We start from the raw sequence: 24,999 nt of genomic DNA on the forward strand, positions 1-24,999 counted from the left end.
TGTCAGAACAGGCCGGTCGTCGGAGGCGGTTCGTCCTTCAGCAGCCATGCGCCCACGGCGGCTGCTTTCCACTGGCGTGGATTGTGATTGGCCACGGTGCGCGCATTGCGCCAGTGGCGATCCAGGTTGTACTGGCGGTCGCAGGTGGATGCCCCGCCGACATCGAACGCCAGCTCCGCACTCTTCAGCGCGGCCGCCACGGCGAAGTACTGCGCCTGGGCGACGTCGATCGACGCCTGTGTCAGTGACGCATTGCTGAGGTTGTCCGCCCATGCGGCGTCAATGGCGTCAGCGGCGCGCAGCGTGGCGGCTTCGGCCGCAAATACCTGCGCGGCAATCTGGCCAATCGTTTCCTGCACATAGGGATCATCCACCGATCGCTCGGCCGAGCTGTGCTTGATGGGGCGGGCCTTGTTGCGCGCAAACCAGACCGCATCTTCCAGCGCGTTGCGGGCGATGCCGGCTTCCGTCGCCGCCAGAAAGAGCTGGAACACCGGCGATACCGGATTGCGGCGGTCGCGTGGCAGGTAGCTCGCACGCAGTTCATCCGGCTCGACGCGCATGTTCGTGAATTGCGTGGTGCCGCTGGCAGTCAGCCGCTGGCCGATGGTGTCGAAATCGTCGACCAGCGTCATGCCGGCTCGATCGCGTGGCACCGTGAAGTGCGTTTCCTTGCCGGCTTCGTCCACGGCGATGGAGCTGATCCAGTCGGCGTAGAGCGCGCCGGTGCTGTAGTACTTGGTGCCGTTGACAATGTAGTGATCATCTTCGCGGACGATGGTCGCCTGGATGGCGCCATGCTTGCCGCCGCGCTCCACGCCGCCATTGCCGACGATCTGGCCACCCAGCAGCCGGTCGAACCAGCGCCGGCGATCGGCTTCATTGTCTTGGCCCGCGAGCAGGCCTTCGATGAGTCCGAAGTTGGGTCGCAATGCCTGGGCGAGGTTGGCATCGACGGCGGCCAGCTCCTGAACGAAGCGGATGGCGTCGCGCACGCTTCCGCCGGGGCCGCCATACGCCTTCGGGATGCGGAACGTCAGCAGGCCGGCATTGGCCACCTGGCGCGCAAAATCAAAGGGCAGTTCGCGACGGCTTTCGCGTTGCGCGGCCTCCCGCGCGATGTCGGGCAGCAGGGCCTGGGCGCGTTGGCGAAGCAATGCCACATCGGCGGCCGGAGGCAGCGGTTGTGGCGCCGCTGTCGGCGAGGCGGTAGCCGTGTCGATAGCGATTGCGCGGGCAAGGGATTCCTGAAATGGCATGCGGTAGTCCTTCGGGTTCTCGTCGAATGAGCACGAAAGACATCGTGCAGCAATTCTCGCGACGCGTAACGACCGATTCCGCATGCCCTTATGCGGCTAGTGCGTGGCACCTCCGATTTCCTTGACATCGATGGAGACTTCCAGCGCCGTAGCCACCATTATCTCGATGGCCTCGATCAGAACGCGAACATCCATGCTTGGCGCACCCGGATGCGCGGCGGCCATCTGCGGCAGGTAGGGCACGTGAATGAAGCCCCCGCGCAGGGCCGGCCGCTCAGTCGCGATGCAATGCAGCAGCGAGTAGAAGATGGCATTGCAGTTGTAGGTGCCGGCGGACTGCGAGACCGACGCGGGGATGCCCGACGCGCGCAGACGGCTGACCAGCGCCTTGATCGGCAGCGCGGAGAAGTAGGCGGCGGGACCGCCGTCGATCACAGGTTCGTCGACGGGCTGCCGCCCAGCGTTGTCGGGAATGCGCGCATCGACGACGTTTATCGCGACCCGTTCGATCGATACGTCACTGCGTCCGCCGGCTTGTCCCAGGCAGAAGACGACAACGGGATCGACCTCTGCGATGGCGTGCAACAGCGCCTGCCTGACCTCGGCAATCACGCAGGGGAGTCGACGGGCCACGACGCGTGCACCGCCGATCACGCGTTCATCCACGGCTCGGGCCGCTTCCCAGGACGGATTCAGGGTTTCGCCATCGAATGGGTCGATGCCGGTGACAAGTACGGTCTGCATTTGGGCGCTGTCCGCGGGCGGACGATGGGGAGGAGGAAGCAAATCGTACCGACACCATCGAGATTCTTGAAATGGATATTCAATATCCGTTAAATTCATGGAATGAATCTATCCCGCATCGACCTGAATCTTCTGGTGGCATTCGAGGCGCTGTATCAGACGCGCAGCGTCACGCTTGCCGGCAAGCGGCTGAACCGCGCCCAGCCGTCGGTGAGCAACGCACTGAGCCGGCTCCGGGCGCTGTTTGGCGATGAGTTGTTTTTGCGTAGCCCTGCGGGGATGGAGCCGACGCAGCTGGCGCACGCGCTGATGCCCGGGATTTCGTCCGCGCTGGATCATGTCCGCCGTGCGGTGGGGCAGTCGGTTGCCTTCGACCCGGCCGCACCGGCCGGGCGCAGCTTTACCATCGCGGCCACGGACTACGCCGACATTGTTCTTCTGCCGTACGTCATCGGCCGGCTTAGACGGCAGGCGCCGGACGTCGATCTGCGGATCATGACGCTAGACCGGGCGGCGGTCTTCGAGCAGCTCGATCAGGGCGTTGTCGACGTTGCGATTGGCGGGCACCTGGCCGCGCCGAAGCGCATGGTGCAATCGAAGCTGTACGAGGAGGACTTTGTCTGCATCGTCAGCCGTTCGCATCCGTCGCTCCGCGCCGGCGGCCGGCGGCGACAGCATGTTGACCTGTCGACCTATTTGCAGTTGCCCCACGCACTATTCGCCCCCGGCAACAGCGGATCCCGACGCGGCGTCGTTGACGGCAGGCTGGACAAGCTCGGTCGGCAACGGCGTGTGGCGGCAACCTTCTCGCACATCGTCGCGTTGCCGTTGGCGGTGGCGCACAGCGATCTGGTCGCGACCATTGCCAGACGAGTGGCGAGTCGGTTGGCCTCCCCCGATGTGCAGATCCTCGAAGTCCCGGAAGAACTTGCCGATACAGGCTTCGATATCGAGCTGATCCACAGCCGGCGCACGCAGGCCGATGCCGCTGCAGTGTGGCTCAGGCAGGAGATCCGATTGGCGGTCAGCGAGATGGTTTGAGACGCGGGCGCAGCAAGGGGACAGGATGTCCCAAGGGGCCGTGCGTCACGTCGAAAAAAGGAAGTGCAAGGCTTCCGACGTCAATGTGGACTGGCTCCGCATGACTCTGGAGTTGTCAGGCGTCGTCCCCGGCAAGCAGGGACGTGAGCGCCGCGCCGCTGAGCGAGGGCGAGCGCACCAGCGCCACAAGCAGCCGCAAGCTCCATGGGCGCGTCGCGCCCGCCAGATCGCTCAAGCAAAGGGGAGGGGCCCTTCGAACTTGTCCACGTAGCAGAGGTGAGTGACGCCCTCGCCCGTATCCGCCGCCCAACGGTGCAGCAGGAATGCGGCGGGTTCCAGATATGAGGCTGGCCGGGCGTCCTCGTGCACACGCAATGCAATCTGGGTTGTGGTGCTCGGACACGTTGACACCGGTACTGTGCCGATGATCGTCTGCATCGTACGGTGAACATGTCCCGCGATAATTCGGTCGATATTGTCGTGCCGAGCGACCAGATCGCGGAAGGGATCCAGATCGCGCAATCCGTACTTGTCGAGATAGGGGATGCCGGTGCTGAACGGCGGATGATGCATGGCAACGACACACCGTCTGCCCCTGTTCGAACCAAGCTCGTGACCAAGCCACGCCAGCGTCGAACGATCCAGCTCACCATGGTGGAGTCCCGGAACGGTGGTGTCGACGGCAAGGAAGCGAACGGCGCCGATGTCGAAGGCGAAGTTGAGAGGGCCTTCTCCTGATTGCGATGGCCAGGGCTGCTCGTGAAATGCCTCTCGCAAATTTCGTCGTTCGTCGTGGTTGCCTGGCATCAGCAAGTACCGGCATTCCAACATGCCAAGAATTTCCTTCAGCATGGCATAGGCCTCAGGCGAGCCGTCGTCGGTCAGGTCGCCGGTAATCAGGACGGCGTCAGGGGCCGGCCGCAGCCGATTGATGGCTTCTACGGCCGACACAAGCATTGCATTGGAATCGACGAGGTTCTGATACAGCATACCTCTGGGCCGGACATGCACATCCGAGAGTTGCGCAACGACGGTCATGAGATTTCCCTTTTTGTTTGTTGTCCTGCGTCCGGGCGGCTTCGCTCAAAATGTAATGAAAGGGTAGCTTAAGCCGTGATACATTTATGCAACTTTGTTGCATAAAGAGTCCATGCAGACTGTCCTGAGTTTCCCGCGCCCAACCTCCCGGCGCGCTTTCTGCGTTGCAATTTCCGTGCTGACGTCGCAGGCTGGCGCGCAGGAAGCGACGCTCCCGGCGGTTGTCGTCAGCACTTCGGCCGAGAAAAGCTATGCACCGCCTTACGCCACGGGTGCCACGCGCACGGAAACGCCTTCGCGCGAAGTTCCGCAGTCGCTGCGGGTGCTGTCGCGCTCGCTGATCGACGATGCTGCCGCCACGCGGATGGACGACATGCTCGACTACGCAAGCGGGGTTTCCCGGCAAAATAACCTCGGGGGGCTGTGGGACAACTACGCGATCCGCGGCTTCACCGGCAATGAGAACACCGGCGCTGGTTACCTCGTGAATGGCTTCGCCGCAAACCGGGGCTACACGGCGCCGCGAGATACGGCGACCATTGATCGCATCGAAGTGCTGAAAGGTCCCTCATCGTCGCTGTACGGCAGCAGCGAGCCGGGCGGCGTGATCAACATCGTTACCCGGCAGCCGCAATTCAAACCAGGCCAGACCTATGACCTGGAAGTCGGCAACCATGATCGTTACCGGGCCGCGGCGGATATCACCGGGGCCATTACCGAGAATGTGGCAGGGCGGCTTGTCGCGGTCGCCGACCATGCTGGCAGCACGCGAGACTTCGTCAACAGCCAGCGTTATCTGTTCGCTCCTTCCTTGACCTGGGCGCTCGGCACCAGCACGCTGATCCAATACTCGGCCGAGCTGCAGCGCTATACGGTGCCGCTGGATCGCGGCATCGTGGCGGTCAACGGGCAGTTGGGGGCAGTGCCCCGGTCCCGCTTCCTGGGAGAGCCAAACGACGGTGACATCCGGTTGGATAGCCAGTCCCATCAACTTTCGGTCGAGCACGACTTCTCCGACAAATGGAAAGGGCGAGTTGCCATGGCCTATCGAGGGGGCAGCCTGGAGGGCGCTTCCACCGAGGCAAGTGCGCTGCTGGCGGATGGCCGGACGCTGACACGCCAGCGCCGTTACCGCGACTATCAGTCCGACGACGTGTCACTGCAGGCCGAGGTTACGGGCAAGTTCGCAACGGGCCCAGTGGGCCATGAACTGCTTGCAGGCGTGGACACCTATCGCTTCAGCACGACACAGACGATGCAGCGCAGGAACCCTACCGCCGCCGCGCCGTATGCCATCGATATCTTCGATCCGGTCTACGGCCAATCGCCACCGTCGCTGTTGCCCAACACCAGCACCTACGAGCGTCAGACGAACGTTGGTATGTATGCACAGGATCAACTACGGTTCGGCGATCGATGGCGTGTCGTAGGTGGTGCGCGGTTTGATATCTATAACCAGTCGCTGGACAACCGCCTGCGGGCAACGAGTTCGGGCCAGCATCAGACGGCGGTCTCCCCGCGCCTTGGCGTGACGTATCTGGCGACCCATGACATCGCGCTGTTCGCCAATGTGAGCCGCTCGTTCCGGCCGAATGCCGGAAGCGATGCCAACGGCAATGCCTTCGCGCCCGAGCATGGCCGCGCCGCGGAAGCCGGGATCAAGTTCGACAGCACCGATCGTCGCACCACGGCCACCCTGGCGGTGTTCGAAATCCGCAAGCGCAACGTGCTGACGACCGATCCGAACGACGCGAGTTTCCAGGTGGCGGCAGGAGAAGCCCGCAGCCGGGGCGTGGAGCTGGATGTGGGGGGACAGTTGAACGCGCATTGGCGGGTGACCGGCAACTTCGCCTACACAGACGCCGAGATCACGCAGGACTCCCGCCTGGCAGCGGGCACCCCGCTTGCCAACATTCCGCGCATTTCCGGGAGCGCCATGGCCGTCTACGAAGACAAAGCGCCGATCGGACAGCGCTACGGCATCGGTGCTGGCGTGCGTTACGTCGGGACCCGTTCGGGCGACGCGCAAAACAGCTTCTCGTTGCCGGCCTACACGCTGGCGGACCTGCTCGCCTATTGGCAGTACAGCAAGACCATCCGTGTCTCGCTCAACGTCAACAATCTGTTCGATCGAACGTACTACGCGAGTTCCTACAGCAATGTCTGGGTGGCGCCGGGAACCGGCCGCATTGTACGGCTGGGGCTGCGACTGAGCTATTGAGCATGACATCGTCCGATATGAAGCCGGCGTCCGGCATGCGGCGGCGAGTGCTGCAAACTGCTGCACTGTCGTCAGTGCTCGCATTGCCCGGGCGCACTGCGTGGGCACATGGTGGAGGGCGCGCTGCCCGCGTCATCGGGCCCTGGGAGTTGTCCAGTATCGATCCGTTGCGCAACGGCTATCTGTTCTCGCGCATGGAGGTGACGGAGACGCTGGTCAACTACGACCAGAGGGGCCGGCCGTGCCCAGGGCTTGCCGCCAGTTGGCGTCTGTCGCCCGACAGGCTGTCATGGCAGTTCACGCTCGCGGCTAACGCTCAGTTTCACGACGGCACGCCTGTGCGTCCGGCCGCGGTAGTCGCGGCGCTGGAACGCTCTCGCCACGCCGCCGGGGTGCTGTCGCAAGCGCCGATTGCGGAAATCATGCCTGACGGTTACGACGTCCGCATACGGCTCTCCAGGCCGTTCTCGCCGCTTCTCGCGTTGCTTTCGCATAGCACGACACAGGTACTCGCGCCGTCTTCTTTCGGTGCCGATGGCGGCGTACGTGCCGTCGTGGGATCGGGGCCATATCGGGTGGTCGAACTGGAGCCGCCGCAGCGCTTCGCGGTAGAGACGTTTCCGCATTGGCGGGGCAAGCGACCTGCCGTCGGTCGTGCCTCTTATCTGTCGGTCGGCCGTGCGGAGATGCGTGCGCTCATGGCCGAAGGCGCACAGGCGGACCTGGCCTATGGCCTCGATCCGGGCAGTATTGCAAGACTCGCTCGCAAGCCAGGCATAGGGTTGCTGTCCGTAACGATTCCGCGCACCACTTCCCTCAAAGTCAATGCGGCCCATCCGTATCTGGCCGATGCCGGAACCCGGCGCGCACTCTCCTTGGCGATCGACCGACGTGGCATTGCAGCCGCGATCCTGCGGGACCCGCAGCTTGCTGCAGGGCAACTGTTTCCGCCTACGCTGGAGGGCTGGCACGATGACTCGCTGCCGCCGCTGCGATACGACCCCGTGCAAGCCAGAAAGCTGCTGGCCGACGCCGGTTGGAGGGCAAGCGATGACGGGATATTGCGCCGGGGCAACGAGAGGTTTGCGCTGACGCTGCGGACGTTTCCGGATCGGCCGGAGTTGCCTGTCATCGCCACCGCCATCCAGGAACAGCTCCGGCTCGTCGGTATTCAGATCCGCGTATCGATCGGAAATTCGAGCGACATCCCTTTTGGGCACCGCGACGGTTCGCTGGAGATGGCGCTGATTGCCAGGAACTATGGGGTAGTGCCCGACGCCTTTGGCACCATCGCGCAGGATTTCATGGGGGAAGGGGGCGATTGGGGCGCGATGGGGTGGTCGTCGCCCGGCGTAACGCGCGCACTCGCCGCATTGCCGCTTGCTGGCGATCCGCAGCAGGCAACGCCGCTGCAGCGCGAGGTGGCAGGCATCCTGCATCACGCCCTTCCGCTGATTCCCGTGCTCTGGTACCGCCAGACACTTGCGGCAAATCCCCAACTCGATCACGTCTCGATTGACCCGTATGAGCGGACCTATCGCCTGTCGCAGATGGAATGGAAATCATGACGGACCAGATACTCTCCATCCCGGCTGACGAAGGCCAGCAAAGTCGCCGCGGCGCATGCCGGCCGTTCCACGTTCTTGGTACGGTTGCCTTGCAGCGTGGCATCCAGGCAGTCGTCGTGTCCGCGTTGGTCGGCACGCTGAGTTTCATGATGATGCGCTGGTTGCCTGGCGACATGGCCTTTCGCATCGCTGCGGGGCGATATGGTTTTGACATGGTCACCGTGCAGGCCGCGGAAGCGGTACGCGCCGAACTCGGTTTGCAGGCCCCCTGGCTGCCAGCACTGTGGCATTGGTGGACCCGACTCCTGCACCTCGACCTTGGCGTGTCGGCCGTCACCGGGGCACCGGTCGTCCATGAGATCGGCCATCAGCTCGGCCATACCATGATGCTGGCGGTGGCCGCGCTGGCTATTTCCTGTGCGATCGCCATTCCATTGGGATTCCTTGCGGGCATGCGTGCCGGTGGTGCACTGGATCGGGCCACTCTTCTGGCTTCGGTGATGCTGAGGGCGCTGCCGCCGTTTGTGCTGGGCATCGTGCTGGTTTCCGTGTTGTCAGTCGGCTGGAACCTGATGCCCGCGGGAGGGCATCACGAACACGGCAGCTTGCTCGCGCCGGCGTTGACGCTTGGACTGGGTCTGGCCGCGACAGCCATGCGCGTGGCGCGTGATGCGATGGCATCCGTGTCCGCCTCCTCATATTTCCAGTTTGCGCGCACCAAGGGCCTGACCGATCGCCAGGCGCTGGCCCGCCACGGCATCCGCAATGCCGCGATTCCGCTCATTGCATATATCGGGGTGCAGCTTGTGTTTCTGGTCGAGGGGGTCGTTGTCATTGAAACGTTGTTTGCATGGCCCGGCATTGGCCACGCGCTGGTGCATGCCATCTTTGGTCGCGACGTGCCGATGATCCAGGGTACGGCCATCGTCATGGGTCTGATGTTCGTGATGCTGAATACCGTTGTGGACCTTGCCTGCGCCGCGGTCGATCCGCGCTTGCGGGTTGGAAGGAGGCACCGATGCCCACACTAAGCCGGCAGCATATCGGTGCCGCATTACTGATTGGGCTGGCCCTGTTTGCCATCGCCGGTCCGCTGGTCGCCGCGCGGGCACCATTCGAACAGAACCTCTACGGCATTCTGCAAGGTCCGAGTTTGGCGGAGCCTCTTGGGACAGATCATCTTGGCCGTAGCATGGTCGCCCGTCTGGCAAGCGCCAGCCGCCTGTCGTTGGGCCTGGCGCTGCTGAGTGTCGTGACAGCGGCGGTTCCGGGGACATTGCTCGGACTTCTGGCGGCATGGCGTGGCGGCTGGACGGCCCGCGCCGTGGGTGCGGTTGCCGACACCGTGCTGGCATTGCCGGGCCTGCTGCTCGTGTTGCTGCTTGGCGCATTCGCGCCCGGAGCATTCTGGCCACTGTATGTCGGTCTGTCGCTGGTATTGTGGGTCGAGTACTTCCGCATTACCCGCGCTACGGCCTCGGTCGTGCTGGCAAGCGATCATGTCGAAGCGGCACGGATGCTTGGCTTTGGATCGTTCTATGTGCTTCGTCACCACGTTTTGCCCGAACTGCTGCCGATGCTCGGCACCTTGGCAAGCTTCGGCGCCGGCGCAGCCGTGCTTGCATTGGCGGCGATGGGCTTCGTGGGGCTGGGGGCCCAACCGCCCGCGGCCGAGTTGGGGCTCATGATGACCGAGCTGCTGCCTTACGCCGCGGAGGCGCCATGGGTGATAGCGAGTCCGATCGTGCTGTTGACGCTGGCCACCCTCGCGCTGGTGCTGCTGCACGGCGCCAGTTTGCGCAGGCATTCCGTATGAGCAGCAATAGCGTGCCGCTTCTGGCGGTTTCCCGACTGCGGGTCGAAAGCGCCGAAGGCGATCTGGTTGGCCCGATTTCATTCGAGATGCAACCGGGCCGGGCGCTCACGCTGCTCGGCGAGAGTGGCTCGGGCAAGAGCCTGCTGGCGCAGGCCATCATGGGGGCGCTGCCTTCCGGCTTGCGGGCCGAAGGCAAGGTGGCGCTCTGCGGCGAATCGTTCTCCGCCGCAGACTGCGTCGCCAGGCGCACCATGTGGGGACGACACCTGGCATTGCTTCCGCAGGAGCCCTGGCTGGCACTCGACCCCACCATGCGGGTAGGGCGCCAACTGGCAGAGACATATGCGCTGGTCGGCGGCCGGTCCCGCACCAGCGCGTGGGCAGCCACGCTGGCCGAAGTGGAATCGCTGGGTATGGCTGGGATCGGCAATGCCTGGCCTGGGAATCTGTCCGGTGGCATGGCGCAAAGGGTTGCCTTTGCGATCACGCGCGCGGGCGGTGCGCCCGTGTTGATCGTCGACGAGCCAACCAAGGGCCTGGACCATGCATGCCGTGACGATATCATCGCGCGACTTCAATCAGCGCTTCGCGCCGGCTGTGCGGTGTTGACCATCACGCACGATATCGCCGTGGCACGGGCCCTCGGGGGCGATGTGAGTGTCATGCTTGCGGGAAAAATCGTGGAGGCCGGACAGGCCGATGCCCTCCTTGCGGCCCCGTCCCACGACTACACGCGCGCGTTGATCGCAGCAGACCCCCGCAACTGGGCATCGCGACCGCCTGCAAGTCCAGGCAAGGAAGTGCTCCGGGCGAGTGGGATCGGGAAGCGCTTTGGCGACCGCGAACTCTTTCGAAACGTCGATCTGTCGCTGCATGCAGGCGAGAGCATTGCAGTCACCGGGCCAAGCGGGAGCGGTAAGTCGACGCTGGGCAACGTCCTGCTAGGCCTGGTGTCGGTGGATGCGGGACGGGTGCACCGGCGATCCGATGCTGGGTCGATACGCTTCCAGAAGATCTACCAGGAACCCTCATCGGCGTTTGCGCCGCGTCGGACGATCGGGCAGGCACTTGAAGATCTTTGTGTCCGACATCGACTTGATCGGGGCGGCATTGCGCACCTGATGACGCGTATGCGACTGACGCCTGCATTGCTGCACAGGCGGCCAGGCCAGGTTTCGGGAGGGGAGCTGCAGCGGTTCGCTTTGATTCGGGCGCTCTTGCTGAGACCAGTGTTCCTGTTTGCCGACGAACCGACTTCAAGACTGGACCCGATCACTCAAAAGGAGACGCTGGACCTGATTGCGACGGCCGCGCAAGAGCAGGAATGTTCGCTGATGCTGGTTACCCACGATCCCCACATTGCCCGTTTTCTGACTCAACGCGAGGTGAACATGGCATCCATCGGGAGACCCGCCGAGCGAGAAGCCGAAATGGCGGTTCGTGCCTTGTAGTCAGACCTGCAGATTCCGGCCCCGCCAGCTTGCGCGCCGGGGCGCGATGGCCCCGCGAGACGGGGATCTGGCGTGTCAGGCCTCTACCATCCCCAGGAACTGCTGTAGTTCCGAGGTTTGGGGACGGCTAAAGACATCCTCCGGCGCACCGATCTCGTGGACCTTGCCCTGATGCATAAACACCACGCGGTCGCACACCTCGCGCGCAAAGCGCATCTCGTGCGTCACCATCAGCAAGGTCATGCCGTCGGCGGCCAGACCTCGCACCACCTGCAGCACCTCGTTGACGAGTTCGGGGTCCAGCGCCGACGTGATCTCGTCGCATAGCAGCGCGGTCGGCTGCATGGCCAACGCGCGGGCGATAGCGACCCGTTGCTGCTGCCCGCCGGACAACTGGTCAGGATAAGCGTCGAACTTTGCGGACAGACCCACCCGCGCCAGGTTCAGTTCGGCAAGCTCGCGGGCCTTGGCCTCTGGCACGCCCTTGACGATCATTGGCGACAGCATCACGTTGCGCCCTGCGCTCAGGTGGGGGAACAGGTTGAACTGCTGGAAGATCATGCCTACCTTCAGCCGGAGCGCGCGCAGCTGCAGCTCGCTGTCGGCCAGATGCGCGCCTGCTACGGTGATGGCCCCCGCGTCGATGCGCTCGAGCCCGTTGATGCAACGTAGCAGGGTGCTCTTGCCCGAGCCACTCTTGCCGATGATGGCGATGACCTCGCCGGGTTCCACGGAAAGCGAAACGCCTTTCAGGACCTCGTTGCTGCCAAACGACTTGCGAACCTGGTCAATGGCGATGAGCGGCATGGAATTTCCTCTCCAGCATCTTGCTGTATTGCGAAAGCGGCCAGCACAGCGCGAAATACATCAGCGCCACGGCGGCGTACACGGTAAAGGGTTGGAACGTGGCGTTCACGATCATCGTGCCTGCCTTGGAAAGCTCGGTAAACCCGATGATGGATGCAAGGGCCGTTCCCTTGATGACCTGGACGCCGAAGCCGACGGTTGGTGCCACGGCAATCCGGAGCGCCTGCGGCAGGATCACGTGGCGCATCTGCTGCACGTAGCTCATGGCCAGACTGCCAGAGGCCTCCCACTGGCCGCGAGGGATGGCTTCCACGCAGCCGCGCCAGATTTCCGCCAGGAAGGCCGAGGTCCAGAGCGTCAATGCCAGTCCTGCAGCCAGCCATGCGGGTACTTCGATGCCGAAGAGCGCAAGGCCAAAGAACGCGAGAAACAGCTGCATCAACAGCGGCGTGCCCTGGAACAGCTCGATATAGGCTTGTGTCAGCCGCCGTGCCCACGGACGCTTGCCCGTGCGCAGCAACAGCACAAGTAGCCCCACGATGCCGCCGCCTACGAAGGCGACCAACGACAGCAACACGGTCCAGCGCGCCGCCAGCAGCAGGTTACGGACGATATCCCACAACGAAAACTCGATCATCCCACCCTCCGGACAAATAGCCGTCGGCCGATGCCGCGCAGCAACTGCCGCAGGGCAATCGCGAGCAGCAAGTAGATGCCGGTGCTGACCAGATACACCTCGAACGCGCGGAAGTTGCGGCCCTGTATGAAATTGGCCGCGTACGTCAGGTCTTGGGCGGCAATCTGCGAGCACACCGCGGACCCCAGCATCACGATCACCACCTGGCTTGACAGCGCGGGCCAGATCTTCTGCAATGCCGGTCGCAGCACGACATGGCGGAACACCTGGAACGGTGACATGGCAAGACTGGCACCCGCCTCGAACTGTCCGCGCGGCGTCGCTGCCAGCCCGGCGCGCACGATCTCGGTTCCATAGGCGCCCAGATTGATGACCATGGCCAGCGACGCCGCCACCATTTCCGGCAGATGCACACCGAGGCTAGGCAGCCCAAAGAAGATAAAGAACAGCTGGATCAGAAACGGCGTGTTCCGGATCAGCTCCACATAGGTGCCGACGACTGCGCGCAGCCAGGCCGGCCCCTGGGTCTTGGCCCAGGCGCCCGCTACCGCGACGGCCACGCCAAGTACCCCGCCGGTGAGCGTCAGCTGCGCCGTGACGGCAATGCCTTTCACCAGCACGTCGGTGTAGTCCAGCACCGAAACGAAATCGAACGCGTAAGCCATGCTTTTACCTGGGCGGCGCGAGTCAGAGCTGGGCCGGCAGCGGTCGCAGCAGCCACTTGATCGACAGCGTATTGAGCGAGCCGTCCTTCTTGGCTTCGGCGAGGATGGCGTTGACCTTGTCCTGCAAGGGTTTTTCGCCCTTGTTCATGCCGATGAAGCACGGCGAATTCTTGATCAGGAACTTGGTCTCCGGCGCCTTGGGCGGGTGCTTGGCGATCAGCGAGGTAGCCACCACGTTACCGGTGGCAATCAGCTGCACCTGTCCGGACAGAAAGGCCGAAATCGTGGCGTTGTTGTCTTCGTAACGCTTGATGTTCGCGCTGGCCGGCGCGATCTTGCTCAATTCCAGGTCTTCGACCGCACCACGCGTGACGCCAACGGTCTTGCCCGCCAGGTCAGCCGCACTTTTCACAGAAATGTCCGCCGGCCCGAACACACCGTTGAAGAAGGGCGCGTAGGCCTCCGAGAAATCGAGCACCTTTTCGCGCTCGGGGTTCTTGCCCATGCTCGAGATCACAAGATCCACCTTGCGCGTCTGCAGATACGGCACGCGGTTAGTGCTGGTTACGGGGACCAATTGGAGCTTGACTCCCATTTTCTTGGCCATCAGCGCTGCCACGTCAATATCGAGGCCCTGCGGCGCCATATCGGCCCCCACCGAGCCGAACGGCGGGAAATCCTGAGGCACGGCTACGCGCAGCACGCCGGCCTTGGTAATGTCGGCAAGCGTATCGGCCTGCGCGGGCAGCGCGGCCACGCAGAGGGCGGCCAGCAATGCGCACATCAGGCCACGGCGGGAAGACTTGGATTGGGACAGGGCTTGGAACATCGCGTGTTTCCTCAGTTTCGGGATGGGGTAGGGGAGAGCATGGGGTGTGCCGCGGATACTTCCGCGGCGGGCGTGGTGGCATGGGGCGTGCGCCCGGGATCGACCGGTGCCAGGGCCTGCCGCAGGTGCGCAAGGGGGTCAGCGGGGCCCACGGCATCGAGGCTCGTATGCACTTCGCCAAGATGTTCGGCCATAAGCCGCGCGGCCAGCGTGCCATTGCCCTCGGCCAACGCATTGACGATGTCTTCGTGCTGGCTGCATGAGCGGTCGGCATCGGCGGCGGACTGATTGCGGCTGGCCACGAGCGTCGTGCGCGCGGTCAGGTCACGCAGCGTGTCGACAAGGAGGCCATAGCCCAGCGAGGCGCATAGACAAACATGAAAGTCGCCCAGCAGAAAGCTGCGCATGCTGGCGTCGTCGCCCTGGAGCGCCGCCTTTTCGCGCGCGATATGAACCTTGAGCGTGTGGATGGCCTGTGCGCCCGGCGGGCGCTCCGGGCCGATCTCGCGCAGCAAGCCGGTTTCGATAATGCGCCGGGCGTCGAACGCCGCGCGAATGTCGTCGGCCCCCGGCTCCACCAGGAACCAGCCGCGCCGGGCGCTGACGGTCACCATGCCGCGCGCCGCCAATCGCGACAGCGCCTCTCGCACCAGCGTGCGGCTTACACCGAAGAGCGTGGCGAGCTCCTGCTCACCTAGGCGCGAGCCGGGGAGCAGCTTCTGGCCGAGCATTGCCTCGGTGATGCGATTGGCAATATCGGCGGGCGAGTTTTCAGTCGTTGCGTTCACGGATGCCACTTGAGCAAGTGGTATGCCATGCTTGTATGCAAGATTTGTCGCCAGAATGCGGCCTATGCGTCAATTCGGGCCGGTGTCGAACGTCGGATTATCCCCAGTGCGGGGCGCTGCGCGCCAAGACGGTGCGACGCGTTGCGGAGCCGAGGGCGGACGCCCCGGAATCGGACGGGCAAAGACGGTCGATACTGGCCCCTGAAGATGGATATTCAGTGGCGGCACTACGACCACGAACGAAAATGCCCCGCATGGGCGGGGCGTCAGTGCTACTGTCTTTTCGAAAGGAAATCGCAGACGCGGCGGGCCTAGTCGGCCTGAATGCCAAACTCCTTGACCAACCGGGCATAGCGCGCGTAGTCGGCGGCGATCAACTTCTGCAGCACGGCCGGCTCGCCGCCTACGGGCGTCACGGCGATCGTGGCCATGCGCGCGACCACATCGGGCTGCTTCAGGATTTCGTTGACGTGGCTGTTCAGCACACGAACGATTTCCGGCGGCAGGTTTTTCGGCCCAAGCAGGGCTTGCCAGGCGCCAATCTCGACGTCCTTGTAACCCAGTTCGCCAAGTGTCGGCACGTTCGGCGCAAAGGGCGAACGCTTTTGGTCGGCCACGGCAAGCGGGACCAGGGTTCCGTTGCCCACGTACTGCGCCACCGCGCCGTAGGTGACATACGTCATCGGCACCTGGCCGCCCAGCACGTCCACGATGGCGGGTGCGGTGCCACGGTAAGGCACCTGCGAGATCTTCACACCGGCGGACTTGTTGAAGAGTTCACCCATGATGTGCATCGGCGATCCGTTGCCCGGGGTGGCGTAGGTTTCCAGTTTGCCGGCTTTTGCGCGAGCCACGAGGTCGCCCATCCTGGCGATGCCGCTGTTCTTGTTCACAACCACGAACAGGGATTGCGTGCCAAGCTCGGCGATGGGGGTGAGATCGTTGAGCACGTCGTAGCTGGCGCCGGTGCCGGCTTTCAGCACCAGTGGTGCGATCGACACGGTGTTGGGCGCCAGCAGGAGCGTGTAGCCGTCGGCGGCCGCGCGGGCCACATAGGCACTTCCGATTGTGCCCGCCGCACCCGTGCGGTTCTCCACGACCACTGACTGCTTCAGGCGCGCGGCGAGCTTCTCGGCCATCAGCCGGGCCAGCACGTCGGTGTCTCCGCCAGCGGGGTAGGCCACCACGATGGTGATGGGCTTGCTGGGGTAGTTGCCCTGGGCCATCGACGGGGCCGTCGCCAGCAGCGCGGCGGTGCCGATGGCGGCGCCAATCGCGCCCATGACGATGCGACGGATTACCTTTGGTTGCATGTCGGCCTCCTTAGAAAATGTGCTTGATGCCGACCATGGCGCCAAACTGCTGGCCGCCCGGCTTCGGGTTTGCGCCGGCCTGCGCGCCGCTCACGGACATCGCCAGCGTGCCGTCGTTGTTGATGTAGCCGGCCGTCGCATACACCGCCGTGCGCTTGCTGAAGTTGTACATGCCACGCACGGCGTACAGCATCGCCTTGTTGTCGCTGTTCTGATAGTTCAGGTAGTAGACCTGACCTGCCAGCGTGAAGGCCGGGGTGATGTCGTAGGCCGCCCCGATGTAGTAGAGCTCCGAGAGCGGCGTCGTGCTGCCCTGGTTTTCGCGACGGATCACGCCGGCGCCAATCTTGGTGCGATCCAGCAGCACGTAGCCGGCAATCGATGCGCGGTCGTCGCGCAGGCTGCTGCTGGTCAGGCCGCCGAAGGCGCCTGGGCCGCCACGCTGGGAGTCATACGCGGCCGTGATGCCCCACCACTTCTGGTCCCAGCCAATCATGGCCGACCATTCGCGGCACTGGCTCTTGTTGGCCGGGTTTTCGCCGGCGCAGTTGGTGCCGGAAGGGCTGGGGCCCGCGTTGGCGGTATCGCGGCCAAAGCTGTACGTGGCGCCCATGGTCAGGCCGCCAAACGTGCCCTTGTAGGCGATGGCGTTGTCGGCACGGGTGTTCGGCAGATAGCTGTCCAGGGACCCCGAGCCGAATGCGTTCGGCCCCAGGATGTCGGGGTCGAGCGTGGCCCAGAACAGCATCGTGTACTGGCGGCCAAACGAGATCTGGCCCCACTGGTTCGACTGCAGGCCTACCAGCGCCTGGCGGCCAAACAGTCGACCGCCCTGGTTGGCGTTCCCGGAATCGGGGGCGAATCCGCCTTCGAGCACAAACACGCTCTTCAGCCCATTGCCGAGATCTTCTGTGCCGCGCAGGCCCCACCGTGACGGTACGGTCCCGGTCAGCGTGTTCATGCGGACCACGCTGTTGCCGGCCGCGCCGACGTTGTTGACGAATTCCACGCCCGTGTCCACCACGCCATACATGGTGACGGACTGGGCGCAGGCCAGCAGGGGCGCGGCTGCGAGCAGGCCCGCCGCGTACTTTGCGATCTTCATCTACCGTTTCCTTCTCTTGTCTTGTGGGCTTCTCATGGACGTTTCCGCCGGCAACGGTATGGTGGCTGCCGATCTTGTGTGTTTCATTAGTAAAACAATGAACTACATAGGAAACGATGAGCGGAATATAGGCAGAGGGCAATAGCCCGTAGATAGGGGCGAACCCGAGTGAGGCTTCCGTGTGACAAGGCTGCGTCGTCCGTACGGCACGTCGGGAGGTAATGCCACCGCGGCCGGCGTGGTGCGCGCCGCACCGCCACGGCGCATGGCGAGCGACAGAATTCCGGCGCCCCGGTCAGGCGACCCAAGCCTGGCGGGGTTTTCTGGCCGCCCCTGTTCCCGCCCTCCTTAGAGGCGGGTTTGACGCGTGTCGCACCGCTTTCGGGCGTTCCCAAAACACCGCGATTTTTCTACCTGTTTACCCTGATCGCCCCCCACAAAGATATGCGCCTATAGTCAAGAAGTTTTATTTGCAAACCTATATTTCATATATGGAACAAAGTGCGACCCATTCTGCACCCGCTCCAGGCGTCGACCTGCTGGCCGCGCTTGACAGTCATTTCGCCGAACGCGCGGTGATGACAGGTCCTGAGGGCGCGCGGGTGGCCTGCCGCATCGGCGGTACACGTGGCCCGGTCGTCGTACTGCTGCACGGCATCAGTTCGGGGGCGGCGTCGTGGTTGCCATGCGCCAGCCTGCTGGCGGCCCATGCGCGCGTGATCGCCTGGGATGCACCCGGCTACGGCCAGTCGTCTCCATTGCCGACGCCGGCTCCGACGGCGCGCGACTACGCGCTGCGACTCGGCGCGATGCTGACGGCGCTGCAGGTCCGGCCCGATCTGATCGTCGGGCACTCGCTCGGCGCGCTGATGGCGGCCGGGTTTGCTGCGAATGCGCCAGCGGCGCTCCAGCCGGACAGGTTTCTGCTGCTAAGTCCCGCCCTGGGCTACGGCGCGCCAGGGAAGGAAGACAAGGCGCGCGAAGTGGGCGCGCAGCGCATTTCCTCGCTGGAATCCATCGGGGTGGACGGCCTAGCGCAACGCGGCCCGGCCAGGCTTCTTAGCCCGGCTGCCACGCCGGATGCCCAGGCATGGGTGCGCTGGAATATGCAGCGGCTCAATCCGGATGGCTACCGCCAGGCCGTGGCGCTGTTGTGTGGTGACGATATCGGCCAGTATCTGGAAGCGCAGGCACGACCTGTGGATGTTGGTTGCGGCGCGCAGGATGTGGTCACCACACCTGCGGCGTCCGCTGCGCTGGCCGAGCGCTTTGGCCTGCCGTTCCATGCCATCCCCGGCGCCGGTCACGCGTGCTACATCGAGCAGCCCCAGGCCGTGGCCCGCTTGATTCGAAGCACGCTTTCTCGATCCTGAGCATTCCGCCCGCGCCAGCCTGGCCGGCTATCGGCCAGCGTCCCTCTCCCAGCGCGGGTTAACCCCGATCAATCTTTAAACCGTCGTTGTCTATAGTCGTACCTGTGTTCAATATTTAAACTCGTGTTTCATAGGTAAGACAAACAACGTCAACCTGAGGATCGCGACAGTCGATTGAGCCAGCCGTCCCCCACAAAGCAAGCCATGGAGCAAAGCGCAATGGAAAGCGTCGCGTACAACCCGAACCTGGTTCCCTGGGAGCGTCCCGCGCCCAACAACGTTGCCGGCAAGGGTCATATCGAAAAGCCGGGCCACGTCACCAACATCGTCTGGCAGACGCGCGCCGCCGCGCCCTCCGCCTACGAGAACGCGCTGGGCGACGCGCTGGAAGCTGCGTTCGCGGGCGGCGCCAAATCCCCGGAAGACGTCGTGCGTGCGTTCAATCACGCCGGATTCCTGGCGGCCGACGGCCAGTCGTGGACCGAGGACCGCTTCCTCTCCGAAATGCGCCGCCTGGGCGCCTGAGCACCGGCCGAGACGACAAGCGAGAAGACAGACATGGAATCGAACAAGCAAGCACGCGCCGAAGCGCGCCTGAACTCCGGCCTGCGCAACTACTGGTATCCGGTGGCGGCGTCGTGGCAGGTCACGCATGCCCCGATCGGCATCACGCGGCTGGGGCAGAACATCGTGGTGTGGCGCGACAACGCCGGCAAGCTGAACGCGCTGGAAGACCGCTGCCCGCACCGTGGCGCGCGTCTGTCGATGGGCTGGAACCTGGGCGACCGCGTGGCGTGCTGGTACCACGGCGTGGAAGTGGGCGGCGACGGACAGGTGAAGAGCGTGCCGGCGGTCGAGAACTGCCCGCTGGAAGGCCGCACTTGCGTGCGCAGCTATCCGGTGGCGGAACAGGCCGGTGCCATCTTCCTGTGGTTTGGCGATCGCGCGCCGACCGAAGCCGACGCGTTGCGCTTGCCCGAGGAACTGGTCAGCGAGGAACACAGCAACTTCCTCTGCGTGGCGCACTGGGACTGCAATTACCGCTATGCCATCGACAACGTGATGGACCCGATGCATGGCGCATACCTTCATGCGGTGTCGCACTCGATGGCAAGCGGCGAAAAGTCTGCCGTGATGCAGGTCGTGGAAACCGATCACGGCCTGGTCTTCGAGAAGACCGGCCAGCGCGGCGTGAACTTCGACTGGGTGGAATTCGGCGAGACCGGCACGCTGTGGCTGCGCCTGTCCATTCCGTATCGCGACAAGGTCGGTCCCGGCGGCCCGTTCGGCATCGTTGGCATCGCCACGCCGGTAGATGAAGAGCACTGCATGGTGTTTTTCTGGCGTACCCGCCATGTGCAAGGCTGGGAGCGGGACGTGTGGCGCTTCCTGTATCGCAATCGCCTGGAAGGCCTGCACTGGGACGTGCTGGAACAGGACCGCGTGGTGCTGGAGTCGATGGCCCCGGCCGCCCGCGATCACGAGATGCTCTACGCCCACGACGCCGGCATCACGCGTGTACGCCGCCTGCTGAAGCGCCGCGCCGATGCAGAGGTCGCCGATGAGCCTGTGGCGATGCTGCAACCGGTGACCGGAGCCCACAGCCATGCCTGATCGTCAGTACGCCAACCTGCTGGCGGGCCGCAAGGTGCTGGTCACCGGCGCCGCGCGCGGCCTGGGACTGGCCTTTGCCACAGCCATCGCCGAAGCCGGCGCCAGCGTGGCCATGGCCGACATCCTGGCCGACCGTGTCGGGGAATCGGCCGCCGCGCTGAAGGCGCGTGGTTTCAACGCGGTGCCGCTGCAGCTCGACCTGAACGATCCGGTATCGGTGCAGGCCTGCGCCAGCGCCGCCGCAGAGACGCTCGGCGGCCTGGACGGCCTCGTCAACAACGGTGCCGTCACCGACTCCGGTGGCCTCGACCTGACCGAGCTGGACATCGCCACGTGGGACCGCGTGATGAACGTCAATGTGCGCGGCACCTGGCTGATGACCGCCGCCTGCACGCCGGCGCTGCGCGCCAGTGGCCGGGGCGCAGTCATCAACCTGGCTTCGGACACGCCGCTGTGGGGCGCGCCGAACCTGCTGGCCTACGTGGCCAGCAAGAGCGCCATCATCGGCATGACCCGCTCGCTGGCCCGCGAACTGGGCGATGCCAACGTCACGGTCAACGCAGTCGCGCCGGGCCTGACGCTGGTGGAAGCCACCGCATACGTGCCGCAGCACCGGCACGACCTCTACCGCAACCAGCGCGCCATCCAGCGCGAGCAGGTTCCCGACGACGTCTGCGGCGCCGTGCTGTTCGCGCTGTCCGACCTCGCCCGTTTCGTGACCGGCCAGACGCTGGCGGTCAACGGCGGCTTTGTCATGCATTAACCAAACACTCCAGAGGAAATGGAAATGAGCGATCTGTCGCAACAGGAAAACATCAAGCGCAGCTGGGAACAACCTGAAGGCGCCTCGTTCGACAAGTGGATGGAATCGCGCGTCGCGCGCTTCAATACTCGCCGTTATGACTGGGACGCGCTGAAGTTCCAGGCGGACTACGACCCGAAATACCGTCGCGCGCAGATGCGTTACCTGGGCACCGGTGGCACTGGCGTCTCCACCGACACCAATACGGTGCCGTCGGAGCACTTCACGTTCTCCACGATGATCATCCCCGCTGGCCACGAAGGTCCCTCGCACCTGCACACCGACGTGGAAGAGGTGTTCTTCATCCTGCGCGGCAAGATCAAGCTGATCCTGGAGAAGGACAGCGAACGCTACGAAACCATCCTGACCGACCGCGACCTGGTGTCGGTGCCGCCGGGCGTGTACCGCGAGGAAATCAACATCGGCGAAGAAGACGCGCTGATGTGCGTGATGCTGGGCGCCAAGAAGCCGATCACGCCGACGTACCCGCCCGAGCATCCGCTGACCAAGGTCAAGCGGTAAGACGCGAGCGAGCCGAGCGATGAGCGCCAATCCTGAAGCCGCAGCCGCCTTGAATGCCGAAGGTCTGGACAAGTACATCGTGCCGGGTCTGGAGCGCGGCCTTCGCCTGCTGGCCGAGTTCAGCGCACGCGACCGCGTGTTGAGTGCGGCGGACCTGTCGCGCCGGCTCGATGTGCCGCGCTCCACGGTGTTTCGCCTGCTGGCCACACTGGAATCCACCGGCTACGTGGAGCGTGCCGACGGCGGCCGGGAATACCGGCTCGGACTGGCGGTGCTGCGGCTCGGCTTCGACTACCTCGCGTCGCTTGAACTGACGGAGCTGGGCGGTCCGCTGTTGAACCGGCTGCGCGACGATATCGAGTATCCGTGCAACATCGTGGTGCGCGATGGACGTTCGGTGGTGTACGTGGCCAAGGCCGCGGCGTCACGGCCGTTTGCCAGCAACGTCAACGTCGGGGCACGGCTGCCCGCGCATGCCACAGTGCTGGGCCACGTGCTGCTGGAGGACCTGGATCTGGAGCAGCTGCGAACGCTGTATCCGGAAGCCCGGTTGCAGGTCTACTCCGACAGCACGCCCCGTACGGTGGAAGCCCTGCACACCCTGGTGCAACAAGTGCAGCAGCGCGGCTACCTGCTGCAGGAAGGCTTCTTCGAAGCCAGCATTTCCACGATTGCCGCGCCGGTGCGCGACCGTACGGGCAAGGTTGCCGCCGCGCTGGGGGCCACGATCCCGGCGTCGCGCCTGCCACAGGAAGAGCTCGACCGCATGGTCGGGAAAGTCAGGGAAACCGCAGGCGAACTGTCGCGCCTGCTCGGATACCGGCCGCATCGGCATCTCAAGCGTGTGCCGGGCCAGGCGGTAGCCATGTATCGCGATTGATGGAAGAGGGGAGAGGGGATTCGAATGTCCATGATTGAACTCGACGGCAAGGTGGCCGTCGTGACCGGCGGGTCCTCCGGCATCGGGCTGGCCACGGTCGAACTGCTGCTGGAGGCGGGTGCCGCCGTTGCCATGTGCGGCCGCGACGCCGCCCGCCTGCGCAGCGCCGAAGCGTTGTTGCGCGACCGTTTCGCCGGGTGCCGGCTGTATGCCGCGACGTGCGATGTCTTGCAGCCCGAACAGGTCAACGCATTCGCCACAGACGTTGCGCGCGAACTGGGCCCGGCCGACATGCTGATCAACAACGCAGGCCAGGGCCGGGTGTCGACGTTTGCCACCACCGAGGACGCTGCCTGGATGGAGGAGTTGCAGCTGAAGTTCTTCTCGGTGATTCATCCGACGCGCGCGTTCCTGCCGCAACTGGAGCAATCGCAGCAGGGCGCGGTCGTATGTGTGAATTCGCTGCTGGCCACGCAGCCCGAGCCCCACATGGTGGCCACATCGGCCGCCCGTGCCGGCGTGCACAACCTCGTGCGTTCGCTTGCCACCGAATTCGCTCCTCGCGGCGTGCGCGTCAACGGCATCCTGATCGGCCTGGTGGAATCGGGCCAATGGCGCCGCCGCTTCGACGCGCGCCCGGAAGACGATCGTCATCTGGACTGGACCGCGTGGACCGCGCGTCTGGCCAAACAGAAGCACATTCAACTGGGCCGCCTTGGCCTGCCGCAGGAAGCCGCGCGCGCCATCCTGTTCCTTGCCTCGCCGTTGTCTTCGTACACCACGGGCAGCCATATCGATATTTCCGGAGGACTCTCCCGTCATGCGTAACGAGCAACAACAAGTCACCGTGGGCTGCGCCATTGCAGCCTTTCTCGAACAGTGCGGCGTCAAGGCTGCATTCGGTGTGATCTCGATCCACAACATGCCCATCCTCGACGCGATGGGCGAGCGCGGCAGGATCCGCTTCGTCCCGGCGCGCGGCGAAGCAGGTGGCACGAACATGGCCGACGCCTATGCCCGGACCACCGGCAGCCTCGGCGTGTGCCTGACCAGCACCGGCACCGCCGCCGGCAATGCCGCTGGCGCCATGGTGGAAGCCCTGACCGCCGGCACGCCAATGCTGCACATCACGGGCCAGATCGAAACGCCGTACCTGGACCAGAGCCTGGCCTATATCCACGAAGCGCCCGACCAGCTCACGATGCTCAAGGCCGTGTCGAAGGCCGCCTTCCGCATCCGCAGCGCCGACACCGCGATCTCGACGATCAAGCTCGCCGTGCAGACCGCGCTGACCGCGCCGACCGGCCCGGTCAGCGTGGAAATCCCCATCGATATCCAGGCTGCGCTGATTCCGATGCCGAACGACCTGAAGCCGCTGCCGGTGCCGCAACACCAGCCGTCGGCCCATGCGCTCGACGCGCTGGCAGAGCGCCTGATCAAGGCAAGGCGTCCGATGCTGTGGCTCGGCGGCGGTGCGCGCCATGCCGGCAAACAGGTCAAGCGCCTGATGGACATGGGCTTTGGTGTGGTCACCTCCACGCAAGGCCGCGGCATCGTCCCCGAAGACGACCCACGCTCGCTGGGTGCCTACAACCTGCACAAGCCGGTGGAAACGTTCTACCAGACCTGCGATGCGATGCTGGTGGTCGGTTCGCGCCTGCGCGGCAACGAGACGCTCAAGTACGAGCTGAAGCTGCCGCGTCCACTGCTGCGCATCGATGCGGATCCGGCCGCTGAAGGCCGCTGCTACCAGAGCGACGACTTCGTCAGTGGCGATGCCGCACTGGCGCTGGACGGCCTGGCGGATCGCCTGGCAGGCCGCATGCAGATCGATGGCAACTTCGCTGCGGACCTGCGCCGCGCCCACGACGCCGCCGTCGGCGCACTGGTCGATGGCCTGGGCCCGTACAGCGCACTGGTGCAGGCGCTGCAGCAGGCCGTGGGCCGCAACTTCAACTGGGTGCGCGACGTGACCGTTTCGAACAGCACCTGGGGCAATCGCCACCTGCAGGTGTTCGATTCGCGTGCCGGCGTGCATGCACTGGGGGGCGGCATTGGCCAGGGCCTGGCGATGGGCATCGGCGCCGCAGTCGGCGCCGCCGCCACGGCATCGGGCAAGAAGACGTTCACGCTGGCTGGCGATGGCGGCTTCATCCTGAACCTGGGCGAACTGGCCACGGCCGTGCAGGAACGTGCCGACATGGTCATCGTGCTGATGAACGACAAAGGCTACGGGGTCATCAAGAACATCCAGGACGCGCAGTACGGCGGCCGCCGTCACTACGTGGACCTGCATACGCCCGACTACGCGCAACTGTGCCAGTCGCTGGCGCTGCGTCACCGCCGCGTGAGCAACCTGGCAGACATCGGCGCTGCGCTGGAAGCCGCCACGGTGGAGCCCGGTCCGTTCCTGCTGGAGATCGACATGCTGTCGATCGGCAGCTTCAAGACCGTGTTTGCCGGCCCGCCGGTCAACAAGCAGGCCCCCATCGCCAATACGGCGGCGGCTGCGGCCTGAGGAGGAAT

Annotated in this window: 24 protein-coding genes; 14 read left to right on the forward strand and 10 right to left on the reverse strand. The window is 64.7% G+C overall.

Annotation, left to right across the window (positions count from 1 at the left end):
- Positions 1-2 precede the first annotated feature (2 nt).
- Both BLQ58_RS23555 and pcp read right to left on the reverse strand, forming a co-directional pair.
- Entirely contained in the window at positions 3-1,259 is a 1,257-nt protein-coding gene (locus BLQ58_RS23555) for an acyl-CoA dehydrogenase family protein (protein WP_092602438.1), read from the reverse strand.
- A gap of 96 nt (positions 1,260-1,355) precedes the next feature.
- A complete protein-coding gene (gene pcp / locus BLQ58_RS23560) occupies positions 1,356-2,003 on the reverse strand; it encodes a pyroglutamyl-peptidase I (protein ID WP_029050879.1) in 648 nt (215 codons plus the stop codon).
- Between the two features lie 102 nt (positions 2,004-2,105).
- Between pcp and BLQ58_RS23565 the strand changes: the two genes are divergently transcribed.
- Positions 2,106-3,044, forward strand: coding sequence for a LysR family transcriptional regulator (locus tag BLQ58_RS23565; RefSeq protein WP_029050878.1), 939 nt, complete (start codon positions 2,106-2,108; stop codon positions 3,042-3,044).
- Between the two features lie 231 nt (positions 3,045-3,275).
- On the opposite strand, the gene BLQ58_RS23570 is transcribed toward BLQ58_RS23565, so the two are convergent.
- Positions 3,276-4,082, reverse strand: a complete 807-nt coding sequence (locus tag BLQ58_RS23570) for a phosphodiesterase (RefSeq protein ID WP_029050877.1) — start codon at positions 4,080-4,082, stop codon at positions 3,276-3,278.
- A 112-nt stretch (positions 4,083-4,194) separates the two neighbouring features.
- Here BLQ58_RS23570 and BLQ58_RS23575 point away from each other — a divergent pair, with 112 nt between their 5' ends.
- From BLQ58_RS23575 to BLQ58_RS23595, 5 genes are all read left to right on the forward strand, one after another.
- Positions 4,195-6,303 carry a TonB-dependent siderophore receptor gene (locus BLQ58_RS23575; protein ID WP_092602440.1) on the forward strand — a complete coding sequence of 703 codons (2,109 nt, stop codon included), beginning with the start codon at positions 4,195-4,197 and terminating at the stop codon, positions 6,301-6,303.
- 2 nt (positions 6,304-6,305) lie between these two features.
- Entirely contained in the window at positions 6,306-7,871 is a 1,566-nt protein-coding gene (locus BLQ58_RS23580; RefSeq protein ID WP_254776087.1) for an ABC transporter substrate-binding protein, read from the forward strand.
- 149 nt (positions 7,872-8,020) lie between these two features.
- Positions 8,021-8,902: an ABC transporter permease gene (locus BLQ58_RS23585; protein ID WP_029050875.1), complete on the forward strand. Its 882-nt coding sequence runs from the start codon at positions 8,021-8,023 to the stop codon at positions 8,900-8,902.
- Positions 8,890-9,687, forward strand: a complete 798-nt coding sequence (locus BLQ58_RS23590) for an ABC transporter permease (RefSeq protein WP_049815822.1) — start codon at positions 8,890-8,892, stop codon at positions 9,685-9,687. Before BLQ58_RS23585 ends, BLQ58_RS23590 begins: the two co-directional genes overlap by 13 nt.
- Positions 9,684-11,138, forward strand: coding sequence for an ABC transporter ATP-binding protein (locus BLQ58_RS23595; RefSeq protein WP_092602442.1), 1,455 nt, complete (start codon positions 9,684-9,686; stop codon positions 11,136-11,138). The genes BLQ58_RS23590 and BLQ58_RS23595 overlap by 4 nt, the downstream gene beginning before the upstream one ends.
- Positions 11,139-11,213: 75 nt before the next feature.
- Here BLQ58_RS23595 and BLQ58_RS23600 read toward each other — a convergent pair whose 3' ends face one another.
- The 7 genes from BLQ58_RS23600 to BLQ58_RS23630 form a co-directional block, all read right to left on the reverse strand.
- Positions 11,214-11,945, reverse strand: a complete 732-nt coding sequence (locus tag BLQ58_RS23600) for an amino acid ABC transporter ATP-binding protein (RefSeq protein ID WP_029050874.1) — start codon at positions 11,943-11,945, stop codon at positions 11,214-11,216.
- Entirely contained in the window at positions 11,926-12,582 is a 657-nt protein-coding gene (locus BLQ58_RS23605; protein WP_029050873.1) for an amino acid ABC transporter permease, read from the reverse strand. The genes BLQ58_RS23600 and BLQ58_RS23605 overlap by 20 nt, the downstream gene beginning before the upstream one ends.
- On the reverse strand, positions 12,579-13,247 hold the full coding sequence (locus tag BLQ58_RS23610) for an amino acid ABC transporter permease (protein ID WP_029050872.1): 669 nt from the start codon (positions 13,245-13,247) through the stop codon (positions 12,579-12,581). The genes BLQ58_RS23605 and BLQ58_RS23610 overlap by 4 nt, the downstream gene beginning before the upstream one ends.
- A 22-nt stretch (positions 13,248-13,269) precedes the next feature.
- Positions 13,270-14,076 carry a transporter substrate-binding domain-containing protein gene (locus tag BLQ58_RS23615; protein ID WP_049815820.1) on the reverse strand — a complete coding sequence of 269 codons (807 nt, stop codon included), beginning with the start codon at positions 14,074-14,076 and terminating at the stop codon, positions 13,270-13,272.
- Positions 14,077-14,087: 11 nt separating this feature from the next.
- Entirely contained in the window at positions 14,088-14,873 is a 786-nt protein-coding gene (locus tag BLQ58_RS23620) for a GntR family transcriptional regulator (RefSeq protein ID WP_254776088.1), read from the reverse strand.
- A 302-nt stretch (positions 14,874-15,175) separates the two neighbouring features.
- A complete protein-coding gene (locus tag BLQ58_RS23625) occupies positions 15,176-16,177 on the reverse strand; it encodes a Bug family tripartite tricarboxylate transporter substrate binding protein (RefSeq protein ID WP_029050869.1) in 1,002 nt (333 codons plus the stop codon).
- Positions 16,178-16,187: 10 nt separating this feature from the next.
- Positions 16,188-17,282, reverse strand: coding sequence for a porin (locus BLQ58_RS23630; protein ID WP_029050868.1), 1,095 nt, complete (start codon positions 17,280-17,282; stop codon positions 16,188-16,190).
- Between the two features lie 491 nt (positions 17,283-17,773).
- On the opposite strand from BLQ58_RS23630, the gene BLQ58_RS23635 reads away from it, so the two are divergent.
- The 8 genes from BLQ58_RS23635 to BLQ58_RS23670 all read left to right on the forward strand — a co-directional run bounded on the left by BLQ58_RS23635 (position 17,774) and on the right by BLQ58_RS23670 (position 24,991).
- Positions 17,774-18,655 carry an alpha/beta fold hydrolase gene (locus BLQ58_RS23635; protein WP_092602444.1) on the forward strand — a complete coding sequence of 294 codons (882 nt, stop codon included), beginning with the start codon at positions 17,774-17,776 and terminating at the stop codon, positions 18,653-18,655.
- Between the two features lie 204 nt (positions 18,656-18,859).
- Positions 18,860-19,180, forward strand: a complete 321-nt coding sequence (locus BLQ58_RS23640; protein WP_092602446.1) for a recombinase-like helix-turn-helix domain-containing protein — start codon at positions 18,860-18,862, stop codon at positions 19,178-19,180.
- A gap of 33 nt (positions 19,181-19,213) precedes the next feature.
- Positions 19,214-20,269: an aromatic ring-hydroxylating dioxygenase subunit alpha gene (locus BLQ58_RS23645; RefSeq protein ID WP_092602448.1), complete on the forward strand. Its 1,056-nt coding sequence runs from the start codon at positions 19,214-19,216 to the stop codon at positions 20,267-20,269.
- On the forward strand, positions 20,262-21,032 hold the full coding sequence (locus BLQ58_RS23650; RefSeq protein WP_092602450.1) for an SDR family oxidoreductase: 771 nt from the start codon (positions 20,262-20,264) through the stop codon (positions 21,030-21,032). Before BLQ58_RS23645 ends, BLQ58_RS23650 begins: the two co-directional genes overlap by 8 nt.
- A gap of 24 nt (positions 21,033-21,056) precedes the next feature.
- Positions 21,057-21,593 (forward strand): cupin domain-containing protein, encoded by a 537-nt coding sequence (locus BLQ58_RS23655; protein ID WP_092602452.1) that lies wholly within the window; start codon positions 21,057-21,059, stop codon positions 21,591-21,593.
- Between the two features lie 19 nt (positions 21,594-21,612).
- Entirely contained in the window at positions 21,613-22,473 is an 861-nt protein-coding gene (locus BLQ58_RS23660; RefSeq protein WP_092602454.1) for an IclR family transcriptional regulator, read from the forward strand.
- Positions 22,474-22,497: 24 nt separating this feature from the next.
- A complete protein-coding gene (locus BLQ58_RS23665) occupies positions 22,498-23,301 on the forward strand; it encodes an SDR family oxidoreductase (protein WP_092602456.1) in 804 nt (267 codons plus the stop codon).
- Positions 23,294-24,991 (forward strand): thiamine pyrophosphate-binding protein, encoded by a 1,698-nt coding sequence (locus BLQ58_RS23670; protein ID WP_092602458.1) that lies wholly within the window; start codon positions 23,294-23,296, stop codon positions 24,989-24,991. Before BLQ58_RS23665 ends, BLQ58_RS23670 begins: the two co-directional genes overlap by 8 nt.
- Positions 24,992-24,999 lie beyond the last annotated feature (8 nt).

It is taken from the genome of Ralstonia sp. 25mfcol4.1, from assembly GCF_900104095.1.
Taxonomy (GTDB): Bacteria; Pseudomonadota; Gammaproteobacteria; order Burkholderiales; family Burkholderiaceae; genus Cupriavidus.